Annotated in this window: 23 protein-coding genes; 5 read left to right on the top strand and 18 right to left on the bottom strand. The window is 62.7% G+C overall.

Annotated elements, in window-relative coordinates:
• Position 1 precedes the first annotated feature (1 nt).
• The gene (locus tag ACFPN2_RS18880) at positions 2–235 is read left to right on the top strand and encodes a hypothetical protein (protein ID WP_380599265.1); all 234 of its coding nucleotides are present in this window, start codon (positions 2–4) and stop codon (positions 233–235) included.
• A 4-nt stretch (positions 236–239) separates the two neighbouring features.
• Here the strand turns inward: ACFPN2_RS18880 and ACFPN2_RS18885 are convergent, their stop codons facing one another.
• A complete protein-coding gene (locus ACFPN2_RS18885; protein ID WP_380599267.1) occupies positions 240–1,022 on the bottom strand; it encodes a thioesterase family protein in 783 nt (260 codons plus the stop codon).
• Positions 1,019–1,816 (bottom strand): helix-turn-helix domain-containing protein, encoded by a 798-nt coding sequence (locus ACFPN2_RS18890; protein WP_380599269.1) that lies wholly within the window; start codon positions 1,814–1,816, stop codon positions 1,019–1,021. The genes ACFPN2_RS18885 and ACFPN2_RS18890 overlap by 4 nt, the downstream gene beginning before the upstream one ends.
• A gap of 110 nt (positions 1,817–1,926) precedes the next feature.
• On the opposite strand from ACFPN2_RS18890, the gene ACFPN2_RS18895 reads away from it, so the two are divergent.
• Together ACFPN2_RS18895 and ACFPN2_RS18900 are read left to right on the top strand one after the other, a co-directional pair.
• Entirely contained in the window at positions 1,927–2,337 is a 411-nt protein-coding gene (locus ACFPN2_RS18895; RefSeq protein ID WP_380599271.1) for a hypothetical protein, read from the top strand.
• A gap of 95 nt (positions 2,338–2,432) precedes the next feature.
• A complete protein-coding gene (locus ACFPN2_RS18900) occupies positions 2,433–3,134 on the top strand; it encodes an outer membrane beta-barrel protein (RefSeq protein ID WP_380599272.1) in 702 nt (233 codons plus the stop codon).
• Here ACFPN2_RS18900 and hutI read toward each other — a convergent pair.
• Positions 3,118–4,377: an imidazolonepropionase gene (gene hutI, locus ACFPN2_RS18905; protein ID WP_380599274.1), complete on the bottom strand. Its 1,260-nt coding sequence runs from the start codon at positions 4,375–4,377 to the stop codon at positions 3,118–3,120. The genes ACFPN2_RS18900 and hutI overlap by 17 nt on opposite strands.
• A 26-nt stretch (positions 4,378–4,403) precedes the next feature.
• On the opposite strand from hutI, the gene ACFPN2_RS18910 reads away from it, so the two are divergent.
• Both ACFPN2_RS18910 and hutG read left to right on the top strand, forming a co-directional pair.
• Positions 4,404–5,792: a formimidoylglutamate deiminase gene (locus ACFPN2_RS18910; RefSeq protein WP_380599276.1), complete on the top strand. Its 1,389-nt coding sequence runs from the start codon at positions 4,404–4,406 to the stop codon at positions 5,790–5,792.
• A gap of 2 nt (positions 5,793–5,794) precedes the next feature.
• Positions 5,795–6,583, top strand: coding sequence for an N-formylglutamate deformylase (gene hutG / locus ACFPN2_RS18915; RefSeq protein WP_380599278.1), 789 nt, complete (start codon positions 5,795–5,797; stop codon positions 6,581–6,583).
• On the opposite strand, the gene ACFPN2_RS18920 is transcribed toward hutG, so the two are convergent.
• The 15 genes from ACFPN2_RS18920 to ACFPN2_RS18990 all read right to left on the bottom strand — a co-directional run bounded on the left by ACFPN2_RS18920 (position 6,580) and on the right by ACFPN2_RS18990 (position 21,776).
• Complete coding sequence (locus ACFPN2_RS18920; protein WP_380599280.1) at positions 6,580–6,963, bottom strand: response regulator; 384 nt, start codon at positions 6,961–6,963, stop codon at positions 6,580–6,582. The genes hutG and ACFPN2_RS18920 overlap by 4 nt on opposite strands.
• The gene (locus tag ACFPN2_RS18925; protein ID WP_380599282.1) at positions 6,945–8,000 is read right to left on the bottom strand and encodes a histidine kinase dimerization/phosphoacceptor domain -containing protein; all 1,056 of its coding nucleotides are present in this window, start codon (positions 7,998–8,000) and stop codon (positions 6,945–6,947) included. Before ACFPN2_RS18925 ends, ACFPN2_RS18920 begins: the two co-directional genes overlap by 19 nt.
• Positions 7,984–9,777, bottom strand: a complete 1,794-nt coding sequence (locus tag ACFPN2_RS18930) for an ATP-binding protein (protein ID WP_380599284.1) — start codon at positions 9,775–9,777, stop codon at positions 7,984–7,986. Before ACFPN2_RS18930 ends, ACFPN2_RS18925 begins: the two co-directional genes overlap by 17 nt.
• Entirely contained in the window at positions 9,774–10,769 is a 996-nt protein-coding gene (locus ACFPN2_RS18935) for an ATP-binding SpoIIE family protein phosphatase (protein WP_380599286.1), read from the bottom strand. The genes ACFPN2_RS18930 and ACFPN2_RS18935 overlap by 4 nt, the downstream gene beginning before the upstream one ends.
• Positions 10,770–11,174: an anti-sigma regulatory factor gene (locus tag ACFPN2_RS18940; RefSeq protein ID WP_380599288.1), complete on the bottom strand. Its 405-nt coding sequence runs from the start codon at positions 11,172–11,174 to the stop codon at positions 10,770–10,772.
• The gene (locus ACFPN2_RS18945; protein ID WP_380599290.1) at positions 11,164–11,547 is read right to left on the bottom strand and encodes an STAS domain-containing protein; all 384 of its coding nucleotides are present in this window, start codon (positions 11,545–11,547) and stop codon (positions 11,164–11,166) included. The genes ACFPN2_RS18940 and ACFPN2_RS18945 overlap by 11 nt, the downstream gene beginning before the upstream one ends.
• A gap of 4 nt (positions 11,548–11,551) precedes the next feature.
• Positions 11,552–12,418 (bottom strand): STAS domain-containing protein, encoded by an 867-nt coding sequence (locus ACFPN2_RS18950; RefSeq protein WP_380599292.1) that lies wholly within the window; start codon positions 12,416–12,418, stop codon positions 11,552–11,554.
• Positions 12,419–12,593: 175 nt separating this feature from the next.
• On the bottom strand, positions 12,594–14,171 hold the full coding sequence (locus ACFPN2_RS18955; protein ID WP_380599293.1) for a putative bifunctional diguanylate cyclase/phosphodiesterase: 1,578 nt from the start codon (positions 14,169–14,171) through the stop codon (positions 12,594–12,596).
• A gap of 145 nt (positions 14,172–14,316) precedes the next feature.
• Positions 14,317–14,955, bottom strand: coding sequence for a biliverdin-producing heme oxygenase (locus ACFPN2_RS18960; RefSeq protein WP_380599295.1), 639 nt, complete (start codon positions 14,953–14,955; stop codon positions 14,317–14,319).
• On the bottom strand, positions 14,945–17,347 hold the full coding sequence (locus tag ACFPN2_RS18965; protein ID WP_380599297.1) for a response regulator: 2,403 nt from the start codon (positions 17,345–17,347) through the stop codon (positions 14,945–14,947). The genes ACFPN2_RS18960 and ACFPN2_RS18965 overlap by 11 nt, the downstream gene beginning before the upstream one ends.
• 2 nt (positions 17,348–17,349) lie before the next feature.
• Positions 17,350–17,817 (bottom strand): response regulator, encoded by a 468-nt coding sequence (locus ACFPN2_RS18970; protein WP_380599299.1) that lies wholly within the window; start codon positions 17,815–17,817, stop codon positions 17,350–17,352.
• Positions 17,810–20,038: an ATP-binding protein gene (locus ACFPN2_RS18975; protein ID WP_380599301.1), complete on the bottom strand. Its 2,229-nt coding sequence runs from the start codon at positions 20,036–20,038 to the stop codon at positions 17,810–17,812. The genes ACFPN2_RS18970 and ACFPN2_RS18975 overlap by 8 nt, the downstream gene beginning before the upstream one ends.
• 97 nt (positions 20,039–20,135) lie before the next feature.
• Complete coding sequence (locus ACFPN2_RS18980; protein ID WP_380599303.1) at positions 20,136–20,588, bottom strand: GNAT family N-acetyltransferase; 453 nt, start codon at positions 20,586–20,588, stop codon at positions 20,136–20,138.
• Positions 20,589–20,640: 52 nt separating this feature from the next.
• Positions 20,641–20,985, bottom strand: a complete 345-nt coding sequence (locus ACFPN2_RS18985; RefSeq protein ID WP_380599304.1) for a DUF2934 domain-containing protein — start codon at positions 20,983–20,985, stop codon at positions 20,641–20,643.
• A gap of 167 nt (positions 20,986–21,152) precedes the next feature.
• Positions 21,153–21,776 (bottom strand): hemerythrin domain-containing protein, encoded by a 624-nt coding sequence (locus ACFPN2_RS18990; protein WP_380599306.1) that lies wholly within the window; start codon positions 21,774–21,776, stop codon positions 21,153–21,155.
• Between the last annotated feature and the right edge of the window lie 97 nt (positions 21,777–21,873).

Below are 21,873 nucleotides of genomic sequence, written 5' to 3' on the forward strand. Positions count from 1 at the left end.
CATGCGTATCGCCAAACCGATGTTGTTGATCACGACCCCGATCGGCCTGGCCATCGGGCTGTACGAGGGCTGGCGGCTGGCCGGCGGGTTGGTGTTCATCATGGCCGCGCTGATGCTGGTCATTGCGGCGGCTTTCGGCTCTGTGGTTTACACCATTCGCAAAGAGCGGGCCGAGGAAGAGCGCAAGAAGGCGGAGGCGGGTCAGTCGCCCGCGCCGCCAGGGTCAGGCACCTGATCTTTCACTTCACGCGCCGTTCGATCACCAGGCTCTGGATGGCACGGCCGAAATAACCCCGCTCGTCGCCCAGTTTCGCGAACGCGAGACCGGCGCCGTGATCGCCCAGCCAGGTTTGCGCGTCCAGCAAAATCCATTCGCCCACCGGCATGCGCGCCAGGCTGATGGTCAGATCGGCATTGATGAAGGTCCACTCGTTGAAATCGAGCACCGACGAGACGCCGTTACAAAAGTCGCCGGTCATGGCGGCGCGCATCAGCGGAGTGATGGGCTCGCCTTCGACGATCTGTCGATGCGCTCGAAACCAGAGTGCGCCAGGGCCGCGCTCGCCGAATGAGCCACGCACCGAGCGCAGCGTCACCCCCGAAGCGAATTGTTCATAAGACGAGAAACGGATTTTCGATTCGCGGCCTTGCTCGGGCCCCGGCAAGGTCACTTGCTCGTCGATGACATCGTCGGGCAACTCCATTTCCGCCTGCCGAATCTTCAGCACCGTGGCGCGCACGCAAGCCACGCCCTCATGCGACAAAGTCACATTGCAGACCTGGATCTTGCGGCCTTCGCGCTGCACGTCGATTTTGATTTCCAGCGGCGCAACCGGAATGGGTCGTAACAAATCGAACGTCATGCGCGCGACGTGCATCGGCTCACGCATCGGCATGCGCTCGACGGCCCAGGCAATCAGCGAAGCGGGCGCGCCGCCGTGCTGCATGCTGGGATCCCACGGGCCCGCGGAGCAGGCTTGGGCGTGGGCGATTGAACCTTCGACTCGGTAGACGTAACTCATAACGGCATCTGTCGGAGCGCGGCGGCGGTGACCGCGTCGGCGGGGAAAAAGGATTCCAGCGCCAATTCTGACAGAGTTACATCGATGGGAGTGCCAAAGACGGTGGTGGTGCTGATGAAGCTCAGCACGCCCATGGGCGTGGCCAGTCGCATCGGCACGACGAAGGCGTTGGTGATCTCGTTGCGATCACGGTGGTTGGGATGTGCCGGCGCCGGATAGTCGGACAATTCTTCCAGCAAGGAGGTCAACACGGGATCGGCGGACACTTCGATTTGCCGGCGCAGGCGCGCGAAAATATGCGCTCGCCATTGCCCGAGGTTCACGATCCGAGATGCGAGTCCGTCAGGGTGGAGGCTGGCTCGTAGCACATTCATCGGCGCCGCCAGCAACTCCGGTTTGATGTCTGTCAGCATCGGTGCGACAGCGCGATTGGCCGCGAGCAAGGTCCAATGCCGGTCGACTGCGATGGCCGGATAGGGCTCGTGACCTTTGAGCACCAGTTCCATCGCATCCCGCGCGGCCTGCAGTGACGGGTCATCCAGCTTGCGCTCGGTGAACATGGGCGCGAACCCCGCTGCGATAAGTAAGCTATTGCGTTCACGCAGCGGCACTTCGAGTAGCTCAGAGAGCTTCAACAGCATCTCGCGGCTCGGGCGCGAGCGGCCGGTCTCCAGAAAGCTCAGATGTTTGGAAGAGATCTCGGCTTCCACGGCGAAATCGAGCTGGCTCAGGCGGCGTCGCTGGCGCCATTCGCGCAGCAGGTCGCCGACGGGTCGGAGGGCGGTTGCATTCATGGGATGGACGATAGCGCAGCCCTCGGGGGCGGCTCCATTACCTGCCGGGTAATCGACCGGGCGCGGCCGGCAGGCGATGCTGAGCTCCGTCACAACCAAGGAGCTTCGAGATGAGCCTGATCCAAACATCCACTTTTCTGCGTCGGGTGCTGGTGCTGGACGCGGTCAGCTGCGCCGGCCTGGGAGTGTTATTGGTTACATTCGGTAACGGTTTGTCCGGCGTGCTCAGCTTGCCCGTCGGGTTGTTGCAGCAGGCCAGCGCGGTGCTACTGCCCTTTGCATTGTTGCTGGCATTTCTGAGCACGCGGGCCCGGTTGCCGCGAGCGGCGGTGTGGGCGGTGATCGTGGCTAATGCCATCTGGGCAATCGACAGCATCGTGTTGCTGTTCACCGACTGGGTGCAGCCGAATTTGCTCGGGACCCTGTTCGTGGCCGGTCAAGCGGCGTTCGTCGCCGTGGTCGTGGAGCTGGAATATATCGGCCTGCGTAAATCGGCCGCGGCCGCACCCCTGCCTGCTTGAACCCACGCTGAATCGGCTGCGCTGAACGAAAGATGCATCTAAGCGGCCCGTGGCTGCGATATGCTTCAAAGGTCGCATTACGGGCACGCTTTCGCATGAAACAACAACGAGTTTTCGCTGCCGTCATTGCGGCGGTCGCGCTCACGTCGGCCGCCTCGATTCCGACCGCGCAAGCCGCGCAGCCCGGCTTTTATATCGGCGGTTTCTATGGCCAGAGTGACAAGGACAGCGACATCCAGGATTACCGCGCATACGCCGCCACTCGGATCTACCCCAGCCCGGTGGTCCAGCTCACCGTGGAATCGCTGACGGACTCGCTGGACACCAAAGATTCCGCATTCGGCTTCTTCGCCGGCTATCGCTTCAACACGCACTTCGCCGTCGAGGGCGGTTACATGGACCTGGGCAGCGTGTCGTATCGGGGCAAGCCCCGCGGCAATATCACCGGCGTCCCCACCGAGGCTACGGTCAATTTCGACAGCTCGACCGCGGGTCTCACTGTGTCGGCGCTGGGCATCTGGCCGCTGAGCTATCGCTGGGAAGTGTATGGGCGCGCCGGCGCGCTGTTCTCCAGCAACGATTTCAGCATCTATTACAACGACGTCGAGCAGGATCCCCGGACCGACCAGTTTTCCGATAACGACGTCGACTTCTACGCCGGCATCGGCACCAGCTTCAACTTCCTCGAGATCTACGATGTGCGCCTGGAGTACCAGCACATCCTCGATGCGGGCGACAAGAATACGGACGAAGCCGACGCCAATGTGATCTCGATCGGCATCACCGTGGTGTTCTGACGATCTCGACGGGTCGGTGCACGCCGACCTCCGCGCACAGCTGTTCCGGATGACGGAGTCGCCAGATCGCCAGGTCCGCTCGCGCTCCTACTTCGAGCGTGCCTCGATTGTTTGCCAGGCCCAAGGCCTTGGCAGCGTTGATGGTCACGCCACGCAGCGTCTCCGCCGCGGTCAAACGAAATATCACACAGGCCATGTTCATCGCCGTCAGCAGCGATGCTATCGGCGACGTGCCGGGATTGCAGTCGGTCGACACCGCCATGGGAATATTCAACTCGCGCAGCCGTTCGATGGGCGGCAGCTTCGTCTCGCGTAAATAATAAAACGCGCCGGGCAACAGACCCGCGACGACACCGCGCTCGGTCATGCGTTGCAAGGACTGCTCGCTCGTATGTTCCAGATGATCGGCGGAGAGGGCGCCCGCGTCGGCGGCCAGCTCGCCACCATTCCCGTCGCTCAATTGGTCCGCATGCAAGCGCGCCGGCAACCCGAGCTCGCGTGCACGAGCGAAGATGCGACGCGTCTGTTCTTGGGTGAACGCGATGCGCTCGCAGAAAACATCGACGGCGTCGGCGAGCTTCGTGGTGGCGACGGCCGGTAACATCTCGTCGCAGACATGGCGCACGTAATCTTCCTGACGACCCGCGAACTCGGGCGGCAAGGCATGCGCGCCGAGAAAGGTTTTGACCACAGTGAGGCCCGTGATCTCACCGATGCGTTGCGCGACCCGAAGCATCTTCAGCTCGTTGTCCAGGTCCAGGCCGTAGCCGGATTTGATCTCGAGCGTCGTGACGCCTTCGGCCGCGAGCGCCAGGGCGCGAGGCAACGATTGATCGAGCAACTGATCTTCGCTGGCAGCGCGGGTCGCTTTCATCGTCGCGACGATGCCGCCGCCGGCGCGGGAAATTTCCTCATACGTGGCGCCACGCAAGCGGGCGGCGAACTCGTTGCTACGGTCGCCGGCGTAGACCAGATGGGTGTGGCACTCGACCAGTCCGGGCGTGATCCATAATCCTTCGGCCAGGGTCACGGTGGCGGCGGACCATTGCAGCGTGTCGAGTTGCTGACGGGTGCCGATCCAGGCGATGCGGCCGTCCTTGATGGCGAGCGCGGCGTCGCGCACTTCGCCCAGCTCGTTCGGGCCGTGTCGGTCATTGTATGCAGGGAGGCCGGGCATCGTGGTCAGGTTCGCACCCAGCCACACCCTGTCCCATGCCGATGCACTCGCGGTCGAAGCTTTCATCGCCTCCGAAGTCTTATACTCATCGCATGTCCATGCAATCCCGCTATCGCTTCCCCTGTGCGTGGCTGCCCGAGGGTTGGCGTCGCAATGTGGTGATCTCAGTCGATCCCGATGGAGATATCGTCGACGTCGCCACGGACGACACCGTCACGGCCGCCAGAATGATTAACGGCGCGGCCATCGCCGGCATGCCCAATATCCATAGCCACGCGTTTCAGCGCGCGATGGCCGGTCTGGTCGAGCAGCGCGGCGGCAAGGACGACAGCTTCTGGACCTGGCGCGAGACCATGTACGACGTGGCCAGTCGTATTTCGCCGGAATGCCTCAACGGCGTGGCGGCGCAGTTGTATGCAGACATGGTCAAGGCCGGCTACACCTCGGTGTGCGAGTTTCACTACTTGCACAGTCATGGCGAGGCCTCGAGCCGCTCGCACGAGGAACGGCTGGCCATGAGTCAGGCGCTGATGGATGCGGCCACGACGGCCGGCATCGGTCTCACACTGCTGCCGACGCTGTATCAAACGTCCGACTTTGGCGGCGCGCCGCCGACCGAGCGGCAGCGACAGTTTTCCATGGAGACGCGCGAGTACCTGGATCTGCTCGACGCGCTCCGGCAATCCTCGCAGCGCTCGCCGCAACTCGAAGTGGGCACGGCGTTGCACAGTCTGCGGGCCGTGCCGTCCGAGTCGCTGCGAATGGTGCTCGATTCGCAACGGGACGGGCAGGTGATTCATATCCATATCGCCGAGCAGGAGCGTGAAGTGCAGGCGTGCCTGGAGCGCACCGGCAAGCGGCCCATCGAATGGCTGCTCGAGAATGCGCCGGTCGATCGCCGTTGGTGCCTGATTCATGCGACGCATGCTACAGCTGAAGAGCTGCAAGGCGTCGCGACAGCGGGCGCGGTGATCGGGTTGTGTCCCACCACCGAAGCGAATCTCGGTGACGGCATTTTTCCGATGGAAACATTGCTCGCCGCCGGTGGCGCGTTTGCCATCGGCTCGGACAGCCACATTTCGTTGTCGCCCATCGAAGAGTTGCGCTGGCTCGAATATCAGGCGCGACTGGCTCGTCGCCAGCGCGGCGTGCTAACGGATGGCACTCTGTCCGGTGGCGCGTTGTTGTGGCAGAAGGCGTGCACGGCCGGTGCGCGCGTCTCGGGTCGGCCGATCGGTGAACTCGCGGCCGGTAAGCGAGCGGACGTTGTCGTGCTGGACATCAACTCGCCGTTGTTCGCGGCACGCAGCGACAGCTCCATCATCGATACGTTTGTTTTCTCCGGCACCAGCGAGTCGGTACGGGATGTGATGGTGGGCGGTCGCTGGCTGGTCCAGGATCGCCGCCATTTCGCCGAGACGGCGGTGTCCGCCGGCTACAAGCGCGCCCTGCAAAAGATGTTCAAGAAGGATCGGGTCTGAGTATGAATGTTTATGACTTTCACCAGGGCACGCTGCCGCTGCTGATCAGCATTCCGCATGCGGGCACCTACGTGCCGGAAGCGATCGCGCAGCGGTTCACGCTGGCCGGCAGTCATCTGGCCGATACCGACTGGCACGTCCACCATCTCTATGACTTCGCGCGTGGCCTGGGCGCGTCGATCTTGAAGGCGAACTACTCGCGCTATGTTGTGGATTTGAACCGGTCGCCGGATTCTTCGTCGCTGTACGTCGGCAATCCGACGTCGCCGGTCTGTCCGCCGATGACTTTCAACGACGAGCCGATCTACGCGCCGGGTCGCGAAGTCACCGCCACCGAAATCGCTGCAAGGGTTGAGCAATACTGGCAGCCGTATCACCAGCGCCTCGTCGAGGAGTTGAAGGCGATCCGTCAGCGCCACGGCTACGCGTTGCTTTGGGACGCGCATTCGATTGCGAGCGAAGTGCCGTCGTTGTTCATCGGCGAGTTGCCGGAGTTCAACTTCGGTACACGTGACGATGCGAGCTGTCCGCGCGCCGTCGCCGATCAATTGCTCGACCTCGTGACGTCCGACGGCAAGTTCGGCGCCGTGCTGAACGGTCGCTTCAAGGGCGGCTATATCACAATGAAGTACGGTCAGCCGCAGGAAGGCGTATATGCCGTGCAGCTGGAACTGTCCCGGCGCGTGTACATGGATGAGGCGGCGGGCACCGGTTGGAATCCAGAGCGGGCGCAGTCGGCGCAGGCGCTGATTTCTCAGTTGCTCACACGCTTTCTGAAAGCGCGCAGCTAACAGGCGTTCGATTCAAGAGCGATGGCCGCGGCCTGCACAGCCCCGATGACTTCGGCGGGCAGGAAGGGCTTGCCGATGAAGCCCAGTGGCCGCAGATCGGCGACCTTCCTGCGCACCTCATCGTCGATGTTCGCGCTGATAAACAAACATCGGATGCCTTGCGCCTCATACAGCTGACGCGCGACGTCGATGCCGCTCGTGCCGTGCGCCAGCCGAAGATCCATGATGGCAATGTTGGGTCGATGGCGCGCAGCCGCGGCCAGCGCACCGGGTCCATCGTGCGCGACCGCGCTGACTCGGTGCCCCGCCTCCACCACCAGATCCTCCAGGTGGATGGCGATCAGCACTTGATCTTCGACGATTAGGACTTCGAGTCCCATGTCGTCGCGGGCTGCAGCGGGAACGTGATGTGAGCGGCGTAGCCATCCGCATGCTCGACTCTCAGCTGGCCGTTCAACTGCCGCACCAGCATGCTGATGAGGCGTGTTCCCAATCCGCCGGACGGCTTCGCGGCGCCGGCCGGGTCGCTGGCACTCAAGCCCGGACCGTTGTCGGCAATGGTCAGTCGCGCCTGGCCGGGCTCGACCCGACGCAGGCTGACTTTGATGATGGCCGGCCGCTCGTCCGGTCGACCGTGTTTCAAGGCATTCATCACCAGCTCGTTGACGATCAGCGCCAGCGAGACGCCGTTCTCGGTCGGCAGTCGTATCGGCTCGATGTCGGTGCGCAGATCGGTATGTCGTTCCTCGCCGATGCCGGCGCGGGCCAGCTCGGCGCACAAACCGGTGAGATAAGTTTGCATGTCGATGCTGAGCGGATCTGAGTCCTGATACAGACGCTCGTGGATCGAAGCGATGGCAGTGACGCGCGCGATGGCCTTGGCGAACAGTTCCTTCGCGCCAGCCTCGCGGAATTCGCCGCCTTGCAGGCTAAGCATGCTGAGCACCAGCTGCAGACTGTTCTTCACGCGATGATTCACTTCACGCAGCAGCAGCTCACGTTCCGCCAGCGAGCGGCGCAACTCGGCTTCGACTCGATGCAAGCGCAACAGCGCACGCGCGACCGCTTCCAGCTCTTCGGGCTCCATCGGCTCGACCAGGAAACTGTCCGCGCCGGCGGAGAGCGAATTGACGCGATCGAGCACGGCGATATTGGTGGCCGAGACCTGCAGCACCATGATGCCGGCGGTCTCCGGATCGGTCTTCAGCTGTTTGCACACGTCGATGCCGCTCATATCGGGCAAGTTCACATCCAGCACGACAAGCTGCGGCGAGGCGCTGCGCGCCAGACGCAAAGCTTCCTTGCCCGTGCCGGCTTCGAGCACCTGAAAACCGGCGCGATTCAGAATACGCGTGGTCGCATACCGGCCCGGCTCGTTGTCGTCGACGTTGAGGATGATTTCAGGTTTGGCTGGCATGGTGGATTTCTCCCGGGCTGCTGGCGCGCCGGATCGCGGCCGCGACGGACTCGCGTGACAACTCGCTCTTCAATAACAGGCCGCTGGCGGCGACGGCCTGTTCCTCGCCGATGTCATCGGGCCGTTGCGAGGTGAACAGGATGACCGGGATGGGCCGGGTCTCCTCGATGGCTTTGAGCATCTTCAACACTTCCAGGCCGTGCACGTCGGGCATGGCCAGATCGAGGAAGATCAGGTCGGGACGCGACTGACGCGCGAGCCGCAGCCCGTCGTAACCGCCGGTCGCTTCGATCACTTCGTAGGTGCTGCTCGACAAGAACTGGCGCAACGCATAGCGCTCGATCTCGCTGTCATCGACGATCAGCACACGCTGCGCACTACGTGTTTCGGCAGGCACGGGCGTGCCTAGCGGCGCCAGCGATTGCAGGCGCACCGGAATTGCCAGCGAGAACACCGAGCCTTTGCCCAGCTCGCTGGCAACATCGATGGTGCCGCCGAGCAAGCCCGCCAGTTTTTGCGACAACGGCAGGCCGAGGCCGGTGCCTTTCACGCTCTTCTGCAGCGGGTTCTCGACCTGCGTGAATTCATCGAAGATGTGCCGATGATTCTGCGCGGCGATGCCGATACCGGTGTCAGCTACGGAGAACACAATCATGTCGGTGTCGGCCGCGAGCTTCGCCGTGACGCGCACGGTGCCGGCCTCGGTGAACTTCAGTGCGTTGGAAATGAGATTGCGCAGAATCTGCGAGACCTTGCCTTGATCGCTGTACAGGTCGGGCAGCGCACCGATCTCTTCGAAGCTGAGCGAGACCGTGTCCTTGATGCTGAGCGGCTTGAACATGCCGCGCAGCGCGCCGAACAGGTCGGTGACATTGAATTTCTCGACCCGCAGCTGCAGCTTGCCCGACTCGACTTTGCGCAGATCGAGCAAGTCGTCGACCATGGTCGAAAGTTGCTCGGCGGCCTGGCGGATGTAACTGACTTGTTTTTCCTGCTCGGCGCTCAGCTCGCCGTCGAGCCGATGCAACAGGATTTTGGACAGCGCCAGGATGGAATTCACCGGCGTGCGGAATTCATGACTCACCGCTGACAGAAACCGTGTCTTCGTTTCGTCGGCCAGGCGCAGATGCGCGGCGCGCTCTTCGAGCTCCGCATACAGCGCCATCACGCCGCGATTGGTATCTTCGAGCTCGGCGTTGAGATGGGCCAGCTCTTCCTTGCGCAGACGCAGTTCTTCCAGGCTGCGCAGCAGGTCGCGATTCTGCTGTTGAATCTCGGCGGTGGGATCGGCCGTGCCGGAGGCGGACAGTTGATTGACGATGGTGGCGGCGCGCATCGGCGTAAAGCCTTCGGTCCGACGCGGTAGAAACTTTCCCAGCGTGATGGTCGTGCCCCGGCCCTTGCCGGAATAAACATCGAACGTGTCCATCAAACGGCGCGCGGCGACCAGGCCGAGTTTCAATTCGCCGCCGCCCGAGTCGCTGATCGCATCGTCCAGATTGGCGATGCCCGGGCCGTTGTCGCTGATGATGATCTGGAGCAGGGGATTGGCTTGAGGGGCGACGCCATGGACCGGCGCTTCCGTCAGCATGAATTCGATGGTGCCGCCGCCCGCATGGCGGATCGCGTTGCGTACCAGCTCCGACACTGCGGTCGCAATCCGCACCTGATCCTGAGAATCGAAACCAAGCAGGGCACTGACCTGTCGGGCGCGCTGCCGGGCTGCGACGATGTCGCGATCCTGCGCGAGATCCAGACGTAGCAAAGAGCGGTTCATGGGGGTGTGCGTCGAATGACAACAACCAGGGAATCGTCGCGGCCGCGCTTGCAATCCCGATACAACACGCCGGCGATCAGCGCCGGATGATGTTGCATCAGTCCGGGATAGCGATCGGCTTGCCAGCTCGCGGTGAGGCCGTCGGAATGCAACACCAGCACGGTATTGGGCTGACACGTGTGGATCAGCTCGCGCGGGCGGGAGATCACGTGACCGACGATGCCGTTATCGGTGGCGATCCGTTTGGTCTCGGCGCCGTTGATCATGGCGGCCGCGACGTTACCGACGCCGACGCTGGCGACGCGGCCCGCATCCCAATCGACTTCCAGTAGCGTGACCGCGGCACCCCGGGTCGGGCGCAGGCCTTCGTGCAGCATCTGCATGAGACGCAGCGCCGGCCGATGATTCTCCGCTTCGAAGATGCGGCACGCTTCGGTGGCGGCCTGTTCGGCGCCGAGTCCATGACCGAGGCCGTCGACGCCCGCGACCAGCACTCCTTCGACGCGCTCGTGATAACAGAAGCGATCGCCGCACGCGATCTCGCCGGGTTTCGGCACCACCAGCGCACCTACCTGCGTGAGTCCCGGCGGCGGTTCGCGCGAGTCGGGCCACAGTTGAGCCAGCACGGCGGTGCCACGACCGGGCCGTGAATAAATCTCGAAACGTTGTGACAAACGTTCCATCGCGCCGAGCCCGGTGCCGGGACTGCCGCTGGTGGAATAGCCGTCACGCAGACACCTGGCGACATCTTCCATGCCGGGACCTTTGTCGAGGCCAAGTAACTCCAGTCCGATGCGTCCATCGCGCGCAATCTTTTGCGCGATCAGTTCGCCGCCGCCGCCATGCTTCACCAGATTCGTGCCTATCTCGGTGGCGACCAGCGCGGCGCGGCCGGCATCCTCGGCATCGAAACCCAAATCGGCGGCAAGTGTGCCGATGCCGCGTCGGGCAGGCGCGACGGCACTTGGATCGCCGATCGAAAACTGTTGCATTTACTTCCAACGAGTAATGGTCACGCGGGTGCCTACGCCGGGCTGCGACCAGATATCGAATTCGTGTGAAAGCTTCCGTGCGCCGTTGAGTCCCAGGCCCAGGCCGTTGCCCGTGGTGAAGCCGTCGGTCAATGCCAGATCGACGTTGGCGATGCCCGGGCCGCGGTCCTCGAAGGTAAGGCGCACCCCGGCGCGCTTCGGGCCTTGGTTCAGGCGCTCGATGCGGCATTCGCCGCCGCCGCCGTAAGTCAGCGTATTGCGTGCCAGTTCGCTGGCCGCTGTGATGACTTTGGTTTGATCGACCAGGCTGAAGCCGAGATCCATGGCGAGCGTGCGTACGGCTTGTCGAACCTTGACCACGTCTTCGCCCGAACGCACGGGTAGCGTGGTTGGTTCAATCGACATGGCTGGTTTCATCGCTCCGGTCGAGCGCATTGCGCAGCAGGGCCAGGCCCGCATCGACATTCAGAGCGGTGCGAATGCCAGGCAGCGACAGTCCAAGCTCAACCAGAGTGATGGCAACTGCGGGCTGCATGCCCACGACCACGGTTTGCGCATCCAGGATGCGGGACATCGCCGCGATGTTTCCGAGCATACGGCCGATGAACGAGTCGACCATTTCCAGCGCGGAGATATCGATGAGCACGCCGCGCGCTTTGGTCGCGACAATCTTGTTGGTGAGATCGTCCTGCAGGGTCATCGCCAGCTCATCGTGCATGTCGACCTGGACGGTCACCAGCAGACAATCGCCCAGACGCAGAATCGGGACGCGATCCACGGCCTTATCCTCGAGCAGCGACTGATGTCACACCCAGCCCGCGGCGTTTCAATGCCAGGGCGAAGGCGTCGGACAGACTGGCTTTGGTGGCGACCGACGACAGGTCGATGCCGAGGTGCACGATGGTCTGTGCGATCTGCGGACGGATGCCGCTGATGATGCAGTCCGCGCCCATCAACTGCGCGGCCGACACGGTCTTGAGCAAATGTTGAGCGACCAGCGTATCGACGGTCGGCACGCCGGTGATATCGATGACCGCGATGCTGGAGCCGGTCGCGACCAGGCGCTGTAACAGCGTTTCCATCACGACCTGCGTGCGCTCGCTGTCCAAGGTGCCGATCAACGGCAAGGCCAGGATGCCGGGCCACAACTCGACGACGGGAGTCGACAGCTCGATCAGCTCTTCCTGCTGACGAGCGATCACCGACTCGCGCGCCTGCTGATACACCTCGGTGGTGTACAGGCCCAGCGAGTCGAGCAGCAGAGTCGTTTCCCACAGGCTGTCCGCGAGCGCCGCCGGCTCATCGAGCAGGCTGGTGCGCAGGCGGGTGAAGACGGGCTCCTTCAGCGAGAACACGAAGGTCGCCACTTGTGAGGGCGAGAATCCCTGGGTGGCACGGCTGCGGGACAACTCGCCGAGGAATTCCCGGATGTCGGCCCACTGAGAGCTGCGGGTGTCGAACTGCATGCCTTTTTGCACGTTGTTCGCCAGCAAGCTGAGGAAGCGTTGCGACTCGTCGCGTAACTGCGATTCCTGCAAGCGCCCGGCGCGCCACGTGCCCGATTCCAACTGCAGTCTGACCCACTCCGTGAGAATTTCTTGTTGATACTGCTCGACAATGGCCGGCAGTCGACTTGCCAGTCGGTTCATCCGCGACTCCTGTGTGTGGGGCTTTGAGAGATGGCTCGCTCGCGGAGCCTTCGACGCAATCGCAAAGATATGCACGGGCGCCCACCCGCAAATGACGCCCGAGCCTCTGCTACGCGCGACGGCGCGGGACGGTTCCGCTGTTTTTGAAAAATTTCTAAGCGGCGCAGGCCGTGGCTTACGCGCTGACGACTTTCAGCAGATCGGTATCGTCGCCGTTGAGGCCGAGCGGGCGGCCGTTTAGGAAATCGCGGCACTTACTGGCGGGCGCGGGCTCGGCAAACAGATAGCCCTGCGCGTACCGGCAACCCAGTTTGCGAAGCATCTCCAGTTGCGACCAGCCTTCCACGCCCTCGGCGATCACTTTGATCTTCAAGTGCTGGGCCATTGCGATGATGGCGCCGACGATGGCGTGATCGTTGGAATCGGTGCCCAGGTCGCGAATGAAGCTGCGATCGATTTTCAGGTAATCGACCCGCCAGCGCTTCAGATAGCTGAGCGAGGAGTAGCCGGTGCCGAAGTCGTCAATGGCGACGCGCACGCCGAGGGCGCGCAGGTCGTTGATGGCGTCGACGCCGTCTTCACCGCCGTTCGAGCCGTGACGCGACTCGACCTGATCGAACATCGCGCCTTCGGTCAGCTCGATCTGGAGCATGGCCGGGCTGATGGAATTAACCTGGGTGAGTTCCGCGATCCGCTGCCGCAGATCGCAACGGGACAATTGGCCCGGCGAGATGTTGATCGCCACCGGCACCAGCACCGTGCTGCCGCCCTTGCGCCATTGAACCATGTCGTCAATGACGCGCTTGATCACGAAGTCGCCGAGCCCGGCGATCAATCCGGTCTCTTCGGCGACCGGAATGAAGCGCGTCGGCGAGACGTAACCGTCGATCGGATGTTTCCAGCGCACCAGCGCTTCCAAAGTCACGACCCGACGGGTCTCGATGTCGATCAGCGGCTGATAGTGCACGTCCAGCTGAGTCTGCGATTCCAGCGCGGCGCGCAGGCTCGCTTCGATGGCGACGCGTTCCTTCAACTGCCGGTCCATGACCGGACTGAATACCTGGAAGTTGTTCCGGCCGCGATCCTTCGCTTGATACATCGCCGTGTCTGAGTGGCGGAGGAGTGCGCCCACATCCTCGCCGTCGCGCGGGAACATGCTCACGCCGACGCTCGCCGTCGTGACGAGCGGCTTGCCGTCAATTTCCAACGGCGCGGCCAGCGCGCTGGTGATGCGAGACGCGGTCTCTTGAACCTGGTTGCTGCTGCGGACGATGTTGAGCACGACCACGAATTCGTCGCCGCCCATGCGCACGACGATGTCCTCGTTACGCACGGCGTCTTTGATTCTTTGCGAGACCGCTTGTAACAGCTTGTCGCCGGTCTCGTGACCGTGCGTATCGTTGACGTGCTTGAAGCGATCGAGATCGATGAACAGGACGGCCAGCGCCGCTTTCTTGCGGCGGGCCTCTTCGATGGCCGCGGGCAAATGCGCCGAGAGGAATAAGCGATTGGGCAGGCCGGTCAGCTGATCGTGATGCGCCAGTCGATCGAGCCGCTGCTGTTTCTCCAGCAACTGGGCTTCGATTTTGCGACGGACCATGCCGCCGTGCTCCACCTGCTCGATGAACTGCCGATGCCGCGACTCCGCTTCGACCACCCGTACGTCCAGCTTACGGATGCGCAGTTGCAGGAAGATTGCCCAGGCGGCGACGGCGCAAAGCGCGGTGATGGCACAAACGGCAAGGTAGAACATTGCGACATGCGTTCGACTTCGACGTCGGCAGTGTCGCGAAACGCCGTCATCGGCCGCCGGATATGGCGCACAGTTTTGGGCCGCCCGGACCAGTGGCGGCCAAAACTACGACGCAGGACCGGTTTGTGACTTAACAGTTGGCAGCTCAGGCGGCAGGAGCAGTGCGCAACTGCAAGTCGCTGGCGGCCTGACCGAAGGCGCGGATGAACATGGTGAAGGCGTACACCGCGCCAGACACAGTCTGAGTCTGATCGTCGGCGGCTTCGTGGGTCTCGAGCTGCTCGAGGAAGCTGCGCCACAGGCCGCTGCCTTCGCCCGGCTGACCGTGGCCCAGGTAGGTCGAAGCGTTGCGAACGTTCTCGTCGGCGCTGGCCAGCACTTGATCCAGCTGCACACGCGCGCCGAGACGCGAGCCTTCCAATACATACAAGATGCCGAACACTTCCGAAGACGTCGGCGCGGTACGGCGCAAGGCAAGCGGTTGCACGTCGGATTGCAGGCTGTGCAGATCGGCAAGGATGGCGGCGCGACGCGAACGCTGCGGCCAGTCCGGTACCAGCTGTTCGACGCCGGCATTCTCCAGCAGCTGTTCGATCGCGATCAGCGTCGCGGCGTTGGCCTGCAGGAAGCGTCGATAGTGTGTGACGTCGCCGAGGTTGAATCCTTCCGCGATCCTGTCCAGATCACGATGCAAATGATCGGTCGCGCCTCGCAGCGAATTGCGGCGATTCAGTTTGATGCTGGACGTGAGCGGGCCGGAGGTCTGCGATTCTTCAATTTGCATGTCGGGCTGAATCCTGATCGTCGAGCACGCTACGAATGCGCGCTGCCAGATCATCGAAAGCGAAAGGTTTGGTGATGAGTTCCACGCCCGGGTCGAGCCTTCCATGATGCACGATCACGTCGCGCGCGTAGCCGGTCGCAAACAGCACCTTCAAGCGCGGATGGAGGACCACTGCCTGCTGCGCCAGTTGCTGGCCATTCATGCCTCCCGGCAACACCACGTCGCTGAACAGCAGGTCGATGTCGCCGGCAGGAGTCTGGCGCAATACATTCAGCGCGTTGACGCCATCGCGCGCTTCGAGCACATCGTAGCCAAGCTCACGCACTGTCTCGACGGTAAAAGCGCGTACATCGGGATCGTCTTCTACGATCAGAATGGTTTCGCGCTGAGCGGCGAGCGAGCATTCGCTCTGAGCGTCCTCTTCAGGCACCTGCGCGTCGGGCCGGGCCGCCGGCAAGTAGATACGAATCGACGTTCCGGCGCCGTCCGCCGAAGTGATACGCACTTGTCCGCCGGACTGCCGCACGAAACCATAAACCTGCGATAACCCGAGCCCGGTGCCCTGGCCGACGCTCTTGGTGGTGAAGAACGGCTCGAACGCTCGCGCCAGCACTTCAGGCGGCATGCCGACGCCGGTATCGCGAACATTGATCACGACGTATTCGCCGCGCGGCAGATTCTCCACCGTGGAATGACTCAGGCTGCGCGTATCCAGGTTGAATGTTTCTATGCTGAGCTTGCCGCCGTGAGGCATGGCGTCGCGCGCGTTCACCGCAAGGTTCAGTAGCGCGATCTCGAGCTGATTGCCGTCGATCTCCACGTGCCGCAAGTCGGGCGCCATCGCAGTCTCGACCAGGATCAGTTCGCCGAGCGTCCGCTGCATCATCTCGGACATGCCGGCGACCAGTCGGTTGACCGCGACCGGTCGCGGATTCAACGGCTGCTTGCGTGAGAAGGCGAGCAGATGCTGAGTGAGGTTGGTCGCGCGCTGCGCGCCCGCCATCGCGTGATCCGCCGCCCGTCGCAACCGTTCCAGATTCGGCGGCAGCTTTCGTTGCAACGTCTCGATGTTACCGACCACGACCTGCAACAGATTGTTGAAATCGTGCGCCAGACCGCCGGTGAGCTGACCGACGGCTTCCATTTTTTGCGCCTGACGCAGAGCTTCCTGCGCCTCTTCGAGTTGCGCTTGCCCGGCCTTGTCTTCGGTGATGTCTCGACCGACCGCGTAGATGCAGCCGTGACCGAGCGCCGTCGACCACGAGACCCAGCGAGTCTCGCCGTTCCGGCACACGAACCTGCATTCGAACGGACGCTGATTTTCCAGCGCGGCTTGCGCCACGGATTGCCGGACGGTGGTCGCGTCGTCGGGGTGCGCGAACTTCGCAAGATGCTCGCCGACCACTTCGCTCGTGCCATGGCCGAGCGAGGCTTGCCACGCGGGATTGACCTCGATGAGCGCGCCGACCGGCGTCATCACCGCCATCAGATCTTTCGACAGCTGCCACAAGTGATCGCGCTCGGCGGTCTTGTGCGCGACGCGCAGGGTCAATGTTTGATTCAGGTCGTGAAGCGCGGTCTCGGCCTGCTTGCGCTCGGTGATGTCGTTGACGATGCCGATCAAGCGGGTGCACGTGCCGCCATCGTGGAATGAGCGGCCCGAGAGTGAAACCCAGCGCTCTTGCGCGTCGCCCGAGCGGATGATGCGAAACTCAGTGGCGATGTTGCTCGCGGCGCTGGCGCGCAAGGTCTCGTTGAAGATCGATTCGATGCGCAGCCGATCGCCGCTGTGGCAGCTTTTCAGAAACGCTTCCCGATCGGGCACGGCGTGCGGCACGAGCCCGAACAGCTCGCGACAACGTGCATCGACGTCAAACATGCCGGTGGCGGGATCGAACTCCCACCGGCCGAGACCCGCGGTCTCGATGGCAAGCTGCGCGCTGGTCTCGCTGATACGGAGCGCTTCTTCAGCCCGCATGCGATCCTGACGTTCGCGCGCTTCAGCGACGGCGCGATCGACTGCCGCTGGCAGGCGGCTCAAGCCGCGCTTCATCACATAATCGGTCGCACCCCGGCGCAACGCGTTGATGGCGAATTCTTCGCCGACCACGCCGGACACGAAAATAAACGGCATCTCGGGGCAGCGCTCGCGCACGATGTCGAGCGCGGCGAGCCCGTCGAAATCAGGCAAGGAATAATCCGCGAGCACCACGTCGTAGTCGCCGGTGCCGATCTCGCGCATGAAGTCGTCGCGAGTGGCCACGCGTCGCACGGTGCTATCGGTTTCGGCTTTCGACAGGTGCGTGATGGCGAGCTCGGCGTCGATCTCGCTGTCCTCGAGCAACAGAATGCGAGTCTGCGAGTGAAGGCGAGAGGCGAGCTCGGCGACCATGACTACTTCCTATCGATGCCGGACACAGCGGCCATGCGCGGCGGAGTCTCGTTCAGCACGCCCCAGAACATGCCCAGGTCCTGGATGGCTTCGAAGAACGCGTTGAAGTCGACCGGCTTGACGACGAACGCGTTCACGCCCAGCTCGTAGCTGCGGACCAGATCGCTTTCCTCGCGCGAGGAGGTGAGCATGACAACCGGCACCGAGCGCGTGGCGCCATCGGATTTGATCTTGGCGAGCACTTCCAGGCCGTCCACCTTGGGCAGCTTCAAATCCAGCAGCACCACTGCCGGATCGCCGGGCGGACGAGCCTTGTGTTGCCCACGGCAATACAAATAGTCGAGTGCTTCCGCGCCGTCGCGGGCCACGACGATGTCGTTGGCCAACTGGCACTTGGCCAGGGCGGCCAGGGTCAACTCGATATCTTTCAGGTTGTCTTCGACCAATAGGATGGGTCGCAGATCAGCCATCGACGCTTGCTCCTTTACGAGGGATGCCAAAACGGAATTCCGCGCCTTCATCGACGGCGCCTCGGGCTTCGATCCAGCCGCCGTGGCGCTCGATGATCCGGTGGGTCAATGCCAGCCCGATGCCGGTGCCGGCAAAATCTTCCATACGGTGCAGCCGTTGGAACACGCCAAATAGTTTGTGCGCGTACGCCATGTCGAAGCCGACTCCATTGTCGCGCACTGTGTAAACGCACTCCGACGCAAGTTGTTCACCGCGGATCTCGATGATCGCGGGCGAGCGGTCGCGGCTGTACTTGAGTGCGTTGTCCACCAGGTTGTATAGCGCCTGACGCAGCAGGGCCGCGTCGCCGGTCGTGGGAGGTAACGGTTGAATGCGCCACTCGATCTGCCGGCCGCGCACATCGGGTTCCATCGAGCGGAGGATTTCCTGCATGACTTTCTGCATATCGACCGGCATCACCGACAACGCTGTGCGTCCCAACTGCGAGAAGCTGAGCAGGTCGTCGACCAGCTGACCGGCCGAAGCGGCGGCCTCGTTGATGCTGTCGAGGTAATGCAGCGATTGGGGGCTCAGCGATTGTTCACGATCCCGCAGCAGCTGCGTGTAACCGACGATGTGTCGGAACGGTGCACGCAAGTCGTGACTGACGGAGTAGGAGAACGACTCCAATTCCCGGTTCGAGCGTTGCAACTGGCTGGTGAGCTCGGCGCGCTCCTCGGCACGTCGAAGCACGAAGTTGATGATGGCGGTTCGGAAATCCATCGCGCCATCCACTTCAGCCTGCGACCACGGCACGGCTCGGCCCTTGACCAGCTCTTTCCAACTGGCGAACGAGTTCCGCGGATGCAGACGTTCGTTGTCGACTTGCTTCGCCTCGCGCGGGTCGCCGGCCCACAGCACGGTCCGCTCGACTTCCGGGCGGAACCAGAGGATGTAACTCGGATGCAATTGTGAGATCGAGATGGCCAGTACGCCGCTCGCCACATCGACGATGTCGGCGAACTCCGGCCACTGCTGTCCCAATCGGTCGGTGACGAATGAGTCGGCGTCCTCACGCTGAAGTTTCTCCGTGAGCGCGCGTAGCCGGTCAGGAGCAGGCGTCACGCCGGCGGTAAACAGCAGATCGTCATGCAGAACGGCCGCGCCGGCCGCGCCCGCGATTTTCAACCAGGTATTGGCATGGGTGCCCAGGCCGCTTTGGAAAGAATCGCTCGCCGCGATCTTGGTCAGCAGCTCGCTTTCCACGCGCTTGAGGTCGATGCGTTTGGCGGCATACGCGCCACGCTCACGCGCGCCGATATGTTGAGAAAGCACTTTGCCCAACAAGTCGCACGCGGTTCGGGCTTGCGCGTTCACCCGGCGAGGCGAGGCGTTGTGACATGAAACCAGACCCCACAGGCGTCCATCGACCAGCACCGAGATGGACATGGACGCGAGCGTGCCCATGTTTCGCATGTACTGGAGATGCACCGGCGAGACGCTGCGCAGGGCGGCGAAACTCAAATCCAGCGCCGTGCCTCCTTGATCGAGCGGTGGCTCGATGGGCACGGGCGTGTAGTTCGCATCGGGAATGACGCGCAGCCGGTTCAGTCGATACAGCTCGCGCGCCTGAGTGGGAATGTCGGACGCGGGAAAGCGCAAGCCGGCGTACGAGGGCAGCACGCCATCGCCGTCCTCGGCCAGCACTTCGCCATTCCATTGCTCGTCGAATCGATAGATCAGAATTCGATTGAAGCCGCTGATCTGCCGGAACTCGCGTGCGGCGGCCGAGCACAGCTCGGCGATGTTTTCATAAGCGGGCAGGTCTTCCATGAAGCGGCCGACCCGCGGGTAATACGCTTCGAGCGTTTCGCCTTCGCTGGCCGGCGGCTGCTCGAATTCCAGAATGATTCCCTGCGCCGTCTGATGGCCGAGCACCTGCAGGCGCTGACCGTTGATATCCAGGGTCCTTAAATAACTGCTGTCCGGGTTGGCCAGCCAGGCGTTGATCTGGCGCTCGGCGGTCTCACCGACCAGCTCGGTCAGCGACAGGCCGAGCACGGTCGAGCCGCGGCCGGTGCCAAGCAACGCCCGTGCATTGGCGCTGGCTTGCACGATCCGCCGGCTGCTGGGATCTACAACTACAAGGGTCCCGTGCGGCTGAATGCTGCCCGGAATCCGGATAGGTTCTTGCGCGCATAGGTCGAGGTTGAGATCGGACGTGGAAACCGCTGACACCATCCGCCGCTCATCGAGCTTGATTTTGTGCGCGATCCAATGCGTGGAAGGGGAAAAAAGTTCCAATCATTTGCTAGTGCGGATTTTCTGCCGGTTCCTTTCAGGCCGGGCGGCGAAATTGTAAAAACGGCGTGAGGGTGCCGATCTGGTTGTACAGAATCTGCGCTCGCGCGTTGGTGTTTTCTGTATGCCAGTAGACGCGCGTGCTGCCTCGTTCGTCCGCCGCTTTGTAAACCGCTTCGATCAGCGAGCGTCCGACGTGCCGGCCGCGGCCTTGAGGATCGACGAACAGGTCTTCGAGGTAACAATAGCCGACCGGCGACCAGGTCGAGAGATGGAAGTGATAATGGACGAAGCCGACCATGCGTCCGCTGTCATCCAGTCCGGCGAAACCCCACAGCTCGCGCCCTTCCATGAGCCTGCGCCAGGTGAGGTCGGTGGTCGAGGGCGGCAGGGTCTGCTGATAGAACTTGAGATAACCGGCCCAGAGCTCGTCCCAGCGGGCCCGGTCATCTGCTTGCAAAGGTCGCACACGCGCAGCTGTCGTCGTCATACCGCTCCCCATAACTTCCTGTCGATGCGGAAGTATAAGGGAACGGGTGCGATCAACCTTTGCGGTCGTTCTGCTCGTCGACTTCTTTTTCCGCGCTCAACCAGTCGTCGAGCTCGTTGCCCGGCGTGAAGCCGCGACGTTCGGCGCGCCAGTAAGCGGCTTCAGCAATTCTCGCTTCACGACTTTCGGAGAACGATGGAATGTCACGCTGCTGCAACTTGCTGCCGGTGATCTGCACATCATGGCCTTCGCCAACCACACCCTCGGCGGCGGGATTGTCGACAGCTTCGGCATCGGCAAGCTGTTGCTCCTCATTGGTCACAGTCGTCACCGGCGGCAAAGCGCGCGTCGGTGCTTTCTTGGAACGCGGGGTCGTACCTGAGGAGCGGCTCGCCATGATGATCTCCGATCGGCGGTTATGTTCAGTGCTCGATTCAAATCGTTCGCGGGCGCCAAAGTTCCAGAAACTACATGGGCGCGCATTCGTTGCGCGAATTCTTCCGACCTCACTAAAGAAAACGGCGGCGACTCGAAAGTCACCGCCGTGTTTGCGATCGTCCAAGGTCAGTGACGAGCGCGACTGGTGTGGCTGCGTGCCGATTTGGTGCGGCTGCCGGCGCGAGCTTGTCGACGTTTCGCCGCTGACGCGCGCGTGGAGCGCGAGCCACTGGAGCGTTTGCGTTGCGTCGGTGCTTCTTCGGCTTCGATGCCCATCTGCTCCATCAACTGCATCTTCCGTTGCGCGAGCTGGCTGCCCAATTCCTTCAGATCGAGCTCGGTCTCCTTGAGCGCCGGGAACATCTCCTTTTCCTCTTCCTTGACGTGGTGCTTGACGTATTCGCTCAGCACCTTCACCAGCGGCTTGAATTCCGGGTCCTCCGGGGTGCCGGCTTCGATCTTGGCGATCAGCTCCTTGGCGGAGCCGTGCTCGATCTCGGCCTCGTACACCTTCTCGTCGTCTTCCTCGCCGAACGCTTCCTTGGCTTGCGGATACAGCAGCTCTTCCTCGATCTGCGTGTGCACCGTCAGCATCTGACAGATGCGGGTGGCGAGCTCCGACTGCTCGCTTTCGTCCGCTTCTTCGAACTCTTCGAACAGCGCTTCCACCGCGCGATGATCCTGCTTCAGCAACGCGATCGCATCCCGCGGCGCGTCTGTCGAACGGGTTTGATGATTAGCTCGTGCCATGTGCTTGCTCCTGTGGGCTGGCTCGCTGAAGCAATGACTGGCAATCGGTGAAGTTCCTGAGCAGGAACCGTGAAAGCAGAGCGCGGACAAACATCGC

The sequence above is a fragment of the Steroidobacter flavus genome, from assembly GCF_042651805.1.
Classification (GTDB): Bacteria; Pseudomonadota; Gammaproteobacteria; order Steroidobacterales; family Steroidobacteraceae; genus Steroidobacter; species Steroidobacter flavus.

What these genes read in the sequence shown, in the direction of transcription:
- ACFPN2_RS18880 (WP_380599265.1), top strand. Translation starts at nt 2, where the DNA reads ATGCGTATCGCCAAACCGATGTTGTTGATCACGACCCCGATCGGCCTG.
- ACFPN2_RS18885 (WP_380599267.1), bottom strand. Translation starts at nt 1,022, where the DNA reads ATGAGTTACGTCTACCGAGTCGAAGGTTCAATCGCCCACGCCCAAGCC.
- ACFPN2_RS18890 (WP_380599269.1), bottom strand. Translation starts at nt 1,816, where the DNA reads ATGAATGCAACCGCCCTCCGACCCGTCGGCGACCTGCTGCGCGAATGG.
- ACFPN2_RS18895 (WP_380599271.1), top strand. Translation starts at nt 1,927, where the DNA reads ATGAGCCTGATCCAAACATCCACTTTTCTGCGTCGGGTGCTGGTGCTG.
- ACFPN2_RS18900 (WP_380599272.1), top strand. Translation starts at nt 2,433, where the DNA reads ATGAAACAACAACGAGTTTTCGCTGCCGTCATTGCGGCGGTCGCGCTC.
- hutI (WP_380599274.1), bottom strand. Translation starts at nt 4,377, where the DNA reads ATGAAAGCTTCGACCGCGAGTGCATCGGCATGGGACAGGGTGTGGCTG.
- ACFPN2_RS18910 (WP_380599276.1), top strand. Translation starts at nt 4,404, where the DNA reads ATGTCCATGCAATCCCGCTATCGCTTCCCCTGTGCGTGGCTGCCCGAG.
- hutG (WP_380599278.1), top strand. Translation starts at nt 5,795, where the DNA reads ATGAATGTTTATGACTTTCACCAGGGCACGCTGCCGCTGCTGATCAGC.
- ACFPN2_RS18920 (WP_380599280.1), bottom strand. Translation starts at nt 6,963, where the DNA reads ATGGGACTCGAAGTCCTAATCGTCGAAGATCAAGTGCTGATCGCCATC.
- ACFPN2_RS18925 (WP_380599282.1), bottom strand. Translation starts at nt 8,000, where the DNA reads ATGCCAGCCAAACCTGAAATCATCCTCAACGTCGACGACAACGAGCCG.
- ACFPN2_RS18930 (WP_380599284.1), bottom strand. Translation starts at nt 9,777, where the DNA reads ATGAACCGCTCTTTGCTACGTCTGGATCTCGCGCAGGATCGCGACATC.
- ACFPN2_RS18935 (WP_380599286.1), bottom strand. Translation starts at nt 10,769, where the DNA reads ATGCAACAGTTTTCGATCGGCGATCCAAGTGCCGTCGCGCCTGCCCGA.
- ACFPN2_RS18940 (WP_380599288.1), bottom strand. Translation starts at nt 11,174, where the DNA reads ATGTCGATTGAACCAACCACGCTACCCGTGCGTTCGGGCGAAGACGTG.
- ACFPN2_RS18950 (WP_380599292.1), bottom strand. Translation starts at nt 12,418, where the DNA reads ATGAACCGACTGGCAAGTCGACTGCCGGCCATTGTCGAGCAGTATCAA.
- ACFPN2_RS18955 (WP_380599293.1), bottom strand. Translation starts at nt 14,171, where the DNA reads ATGTTCTACCTTGCCGTTTGTGCCATCACCGCGCTTTGCGCCGTCGCC.
- ACFPN2_RS18960 (WP_380599295.1), bottom strand. Translation starts at nt 14,955, where the DNA reads ATGCAAATTGAAGAATCGCAGACCTCCGGCCCGCTCACGTCCAGCATC.
- ACFPN2_RS18965 (WP_380599297.1), bottom strand. Translation starts at nt 17,347, where the DNA reads ATGGTCGCCGAGCTCGCCTCTCGCCTTCACTCGCAGACTCGCATTCTG.
- ACFPN2_RS18970 (WP_380599299.1), bottom strand. Translation starts at nt 17,817, where the DNA reads ATGGCTGATCTGCGACCCATCCTATTGGTCGAAGACAACCTGAAAGAT.
- ACFPN2_RS18975 (WP_380599301.1), bottom strand. Translation starts at nt 20,038, where the DNA reads ATGGTGTCAGCGGTTTCCACGTCCGATCTCAACCTCGACCTATGCGCG.
- ACFPN2_RS18980 (WP_380599303.1), bottom strand. Translation starts at nt 20,588, where the DNA reads ATGACGACGACAGCTGCGCGTGTGCGACCTTTGCAAGCAGATGACCGG.
- ACFPN2_RS18985 (WP_380599304.1), bottom strand. Translation starts at nt 20,985, where the DNA reads ATGGCGAGCCGCTCCTCAGGTACGACCCCGCGTTCCAAGAAAGCACCG.
- ACFPN2_RS18990 (WP_380599306.1), bottom strand. Translation starts at nt 21,776, where the DNA reads ATGGCACGAGCTAATCATCAAACCCGTTCGACAGACGCGCCGCGGGAT.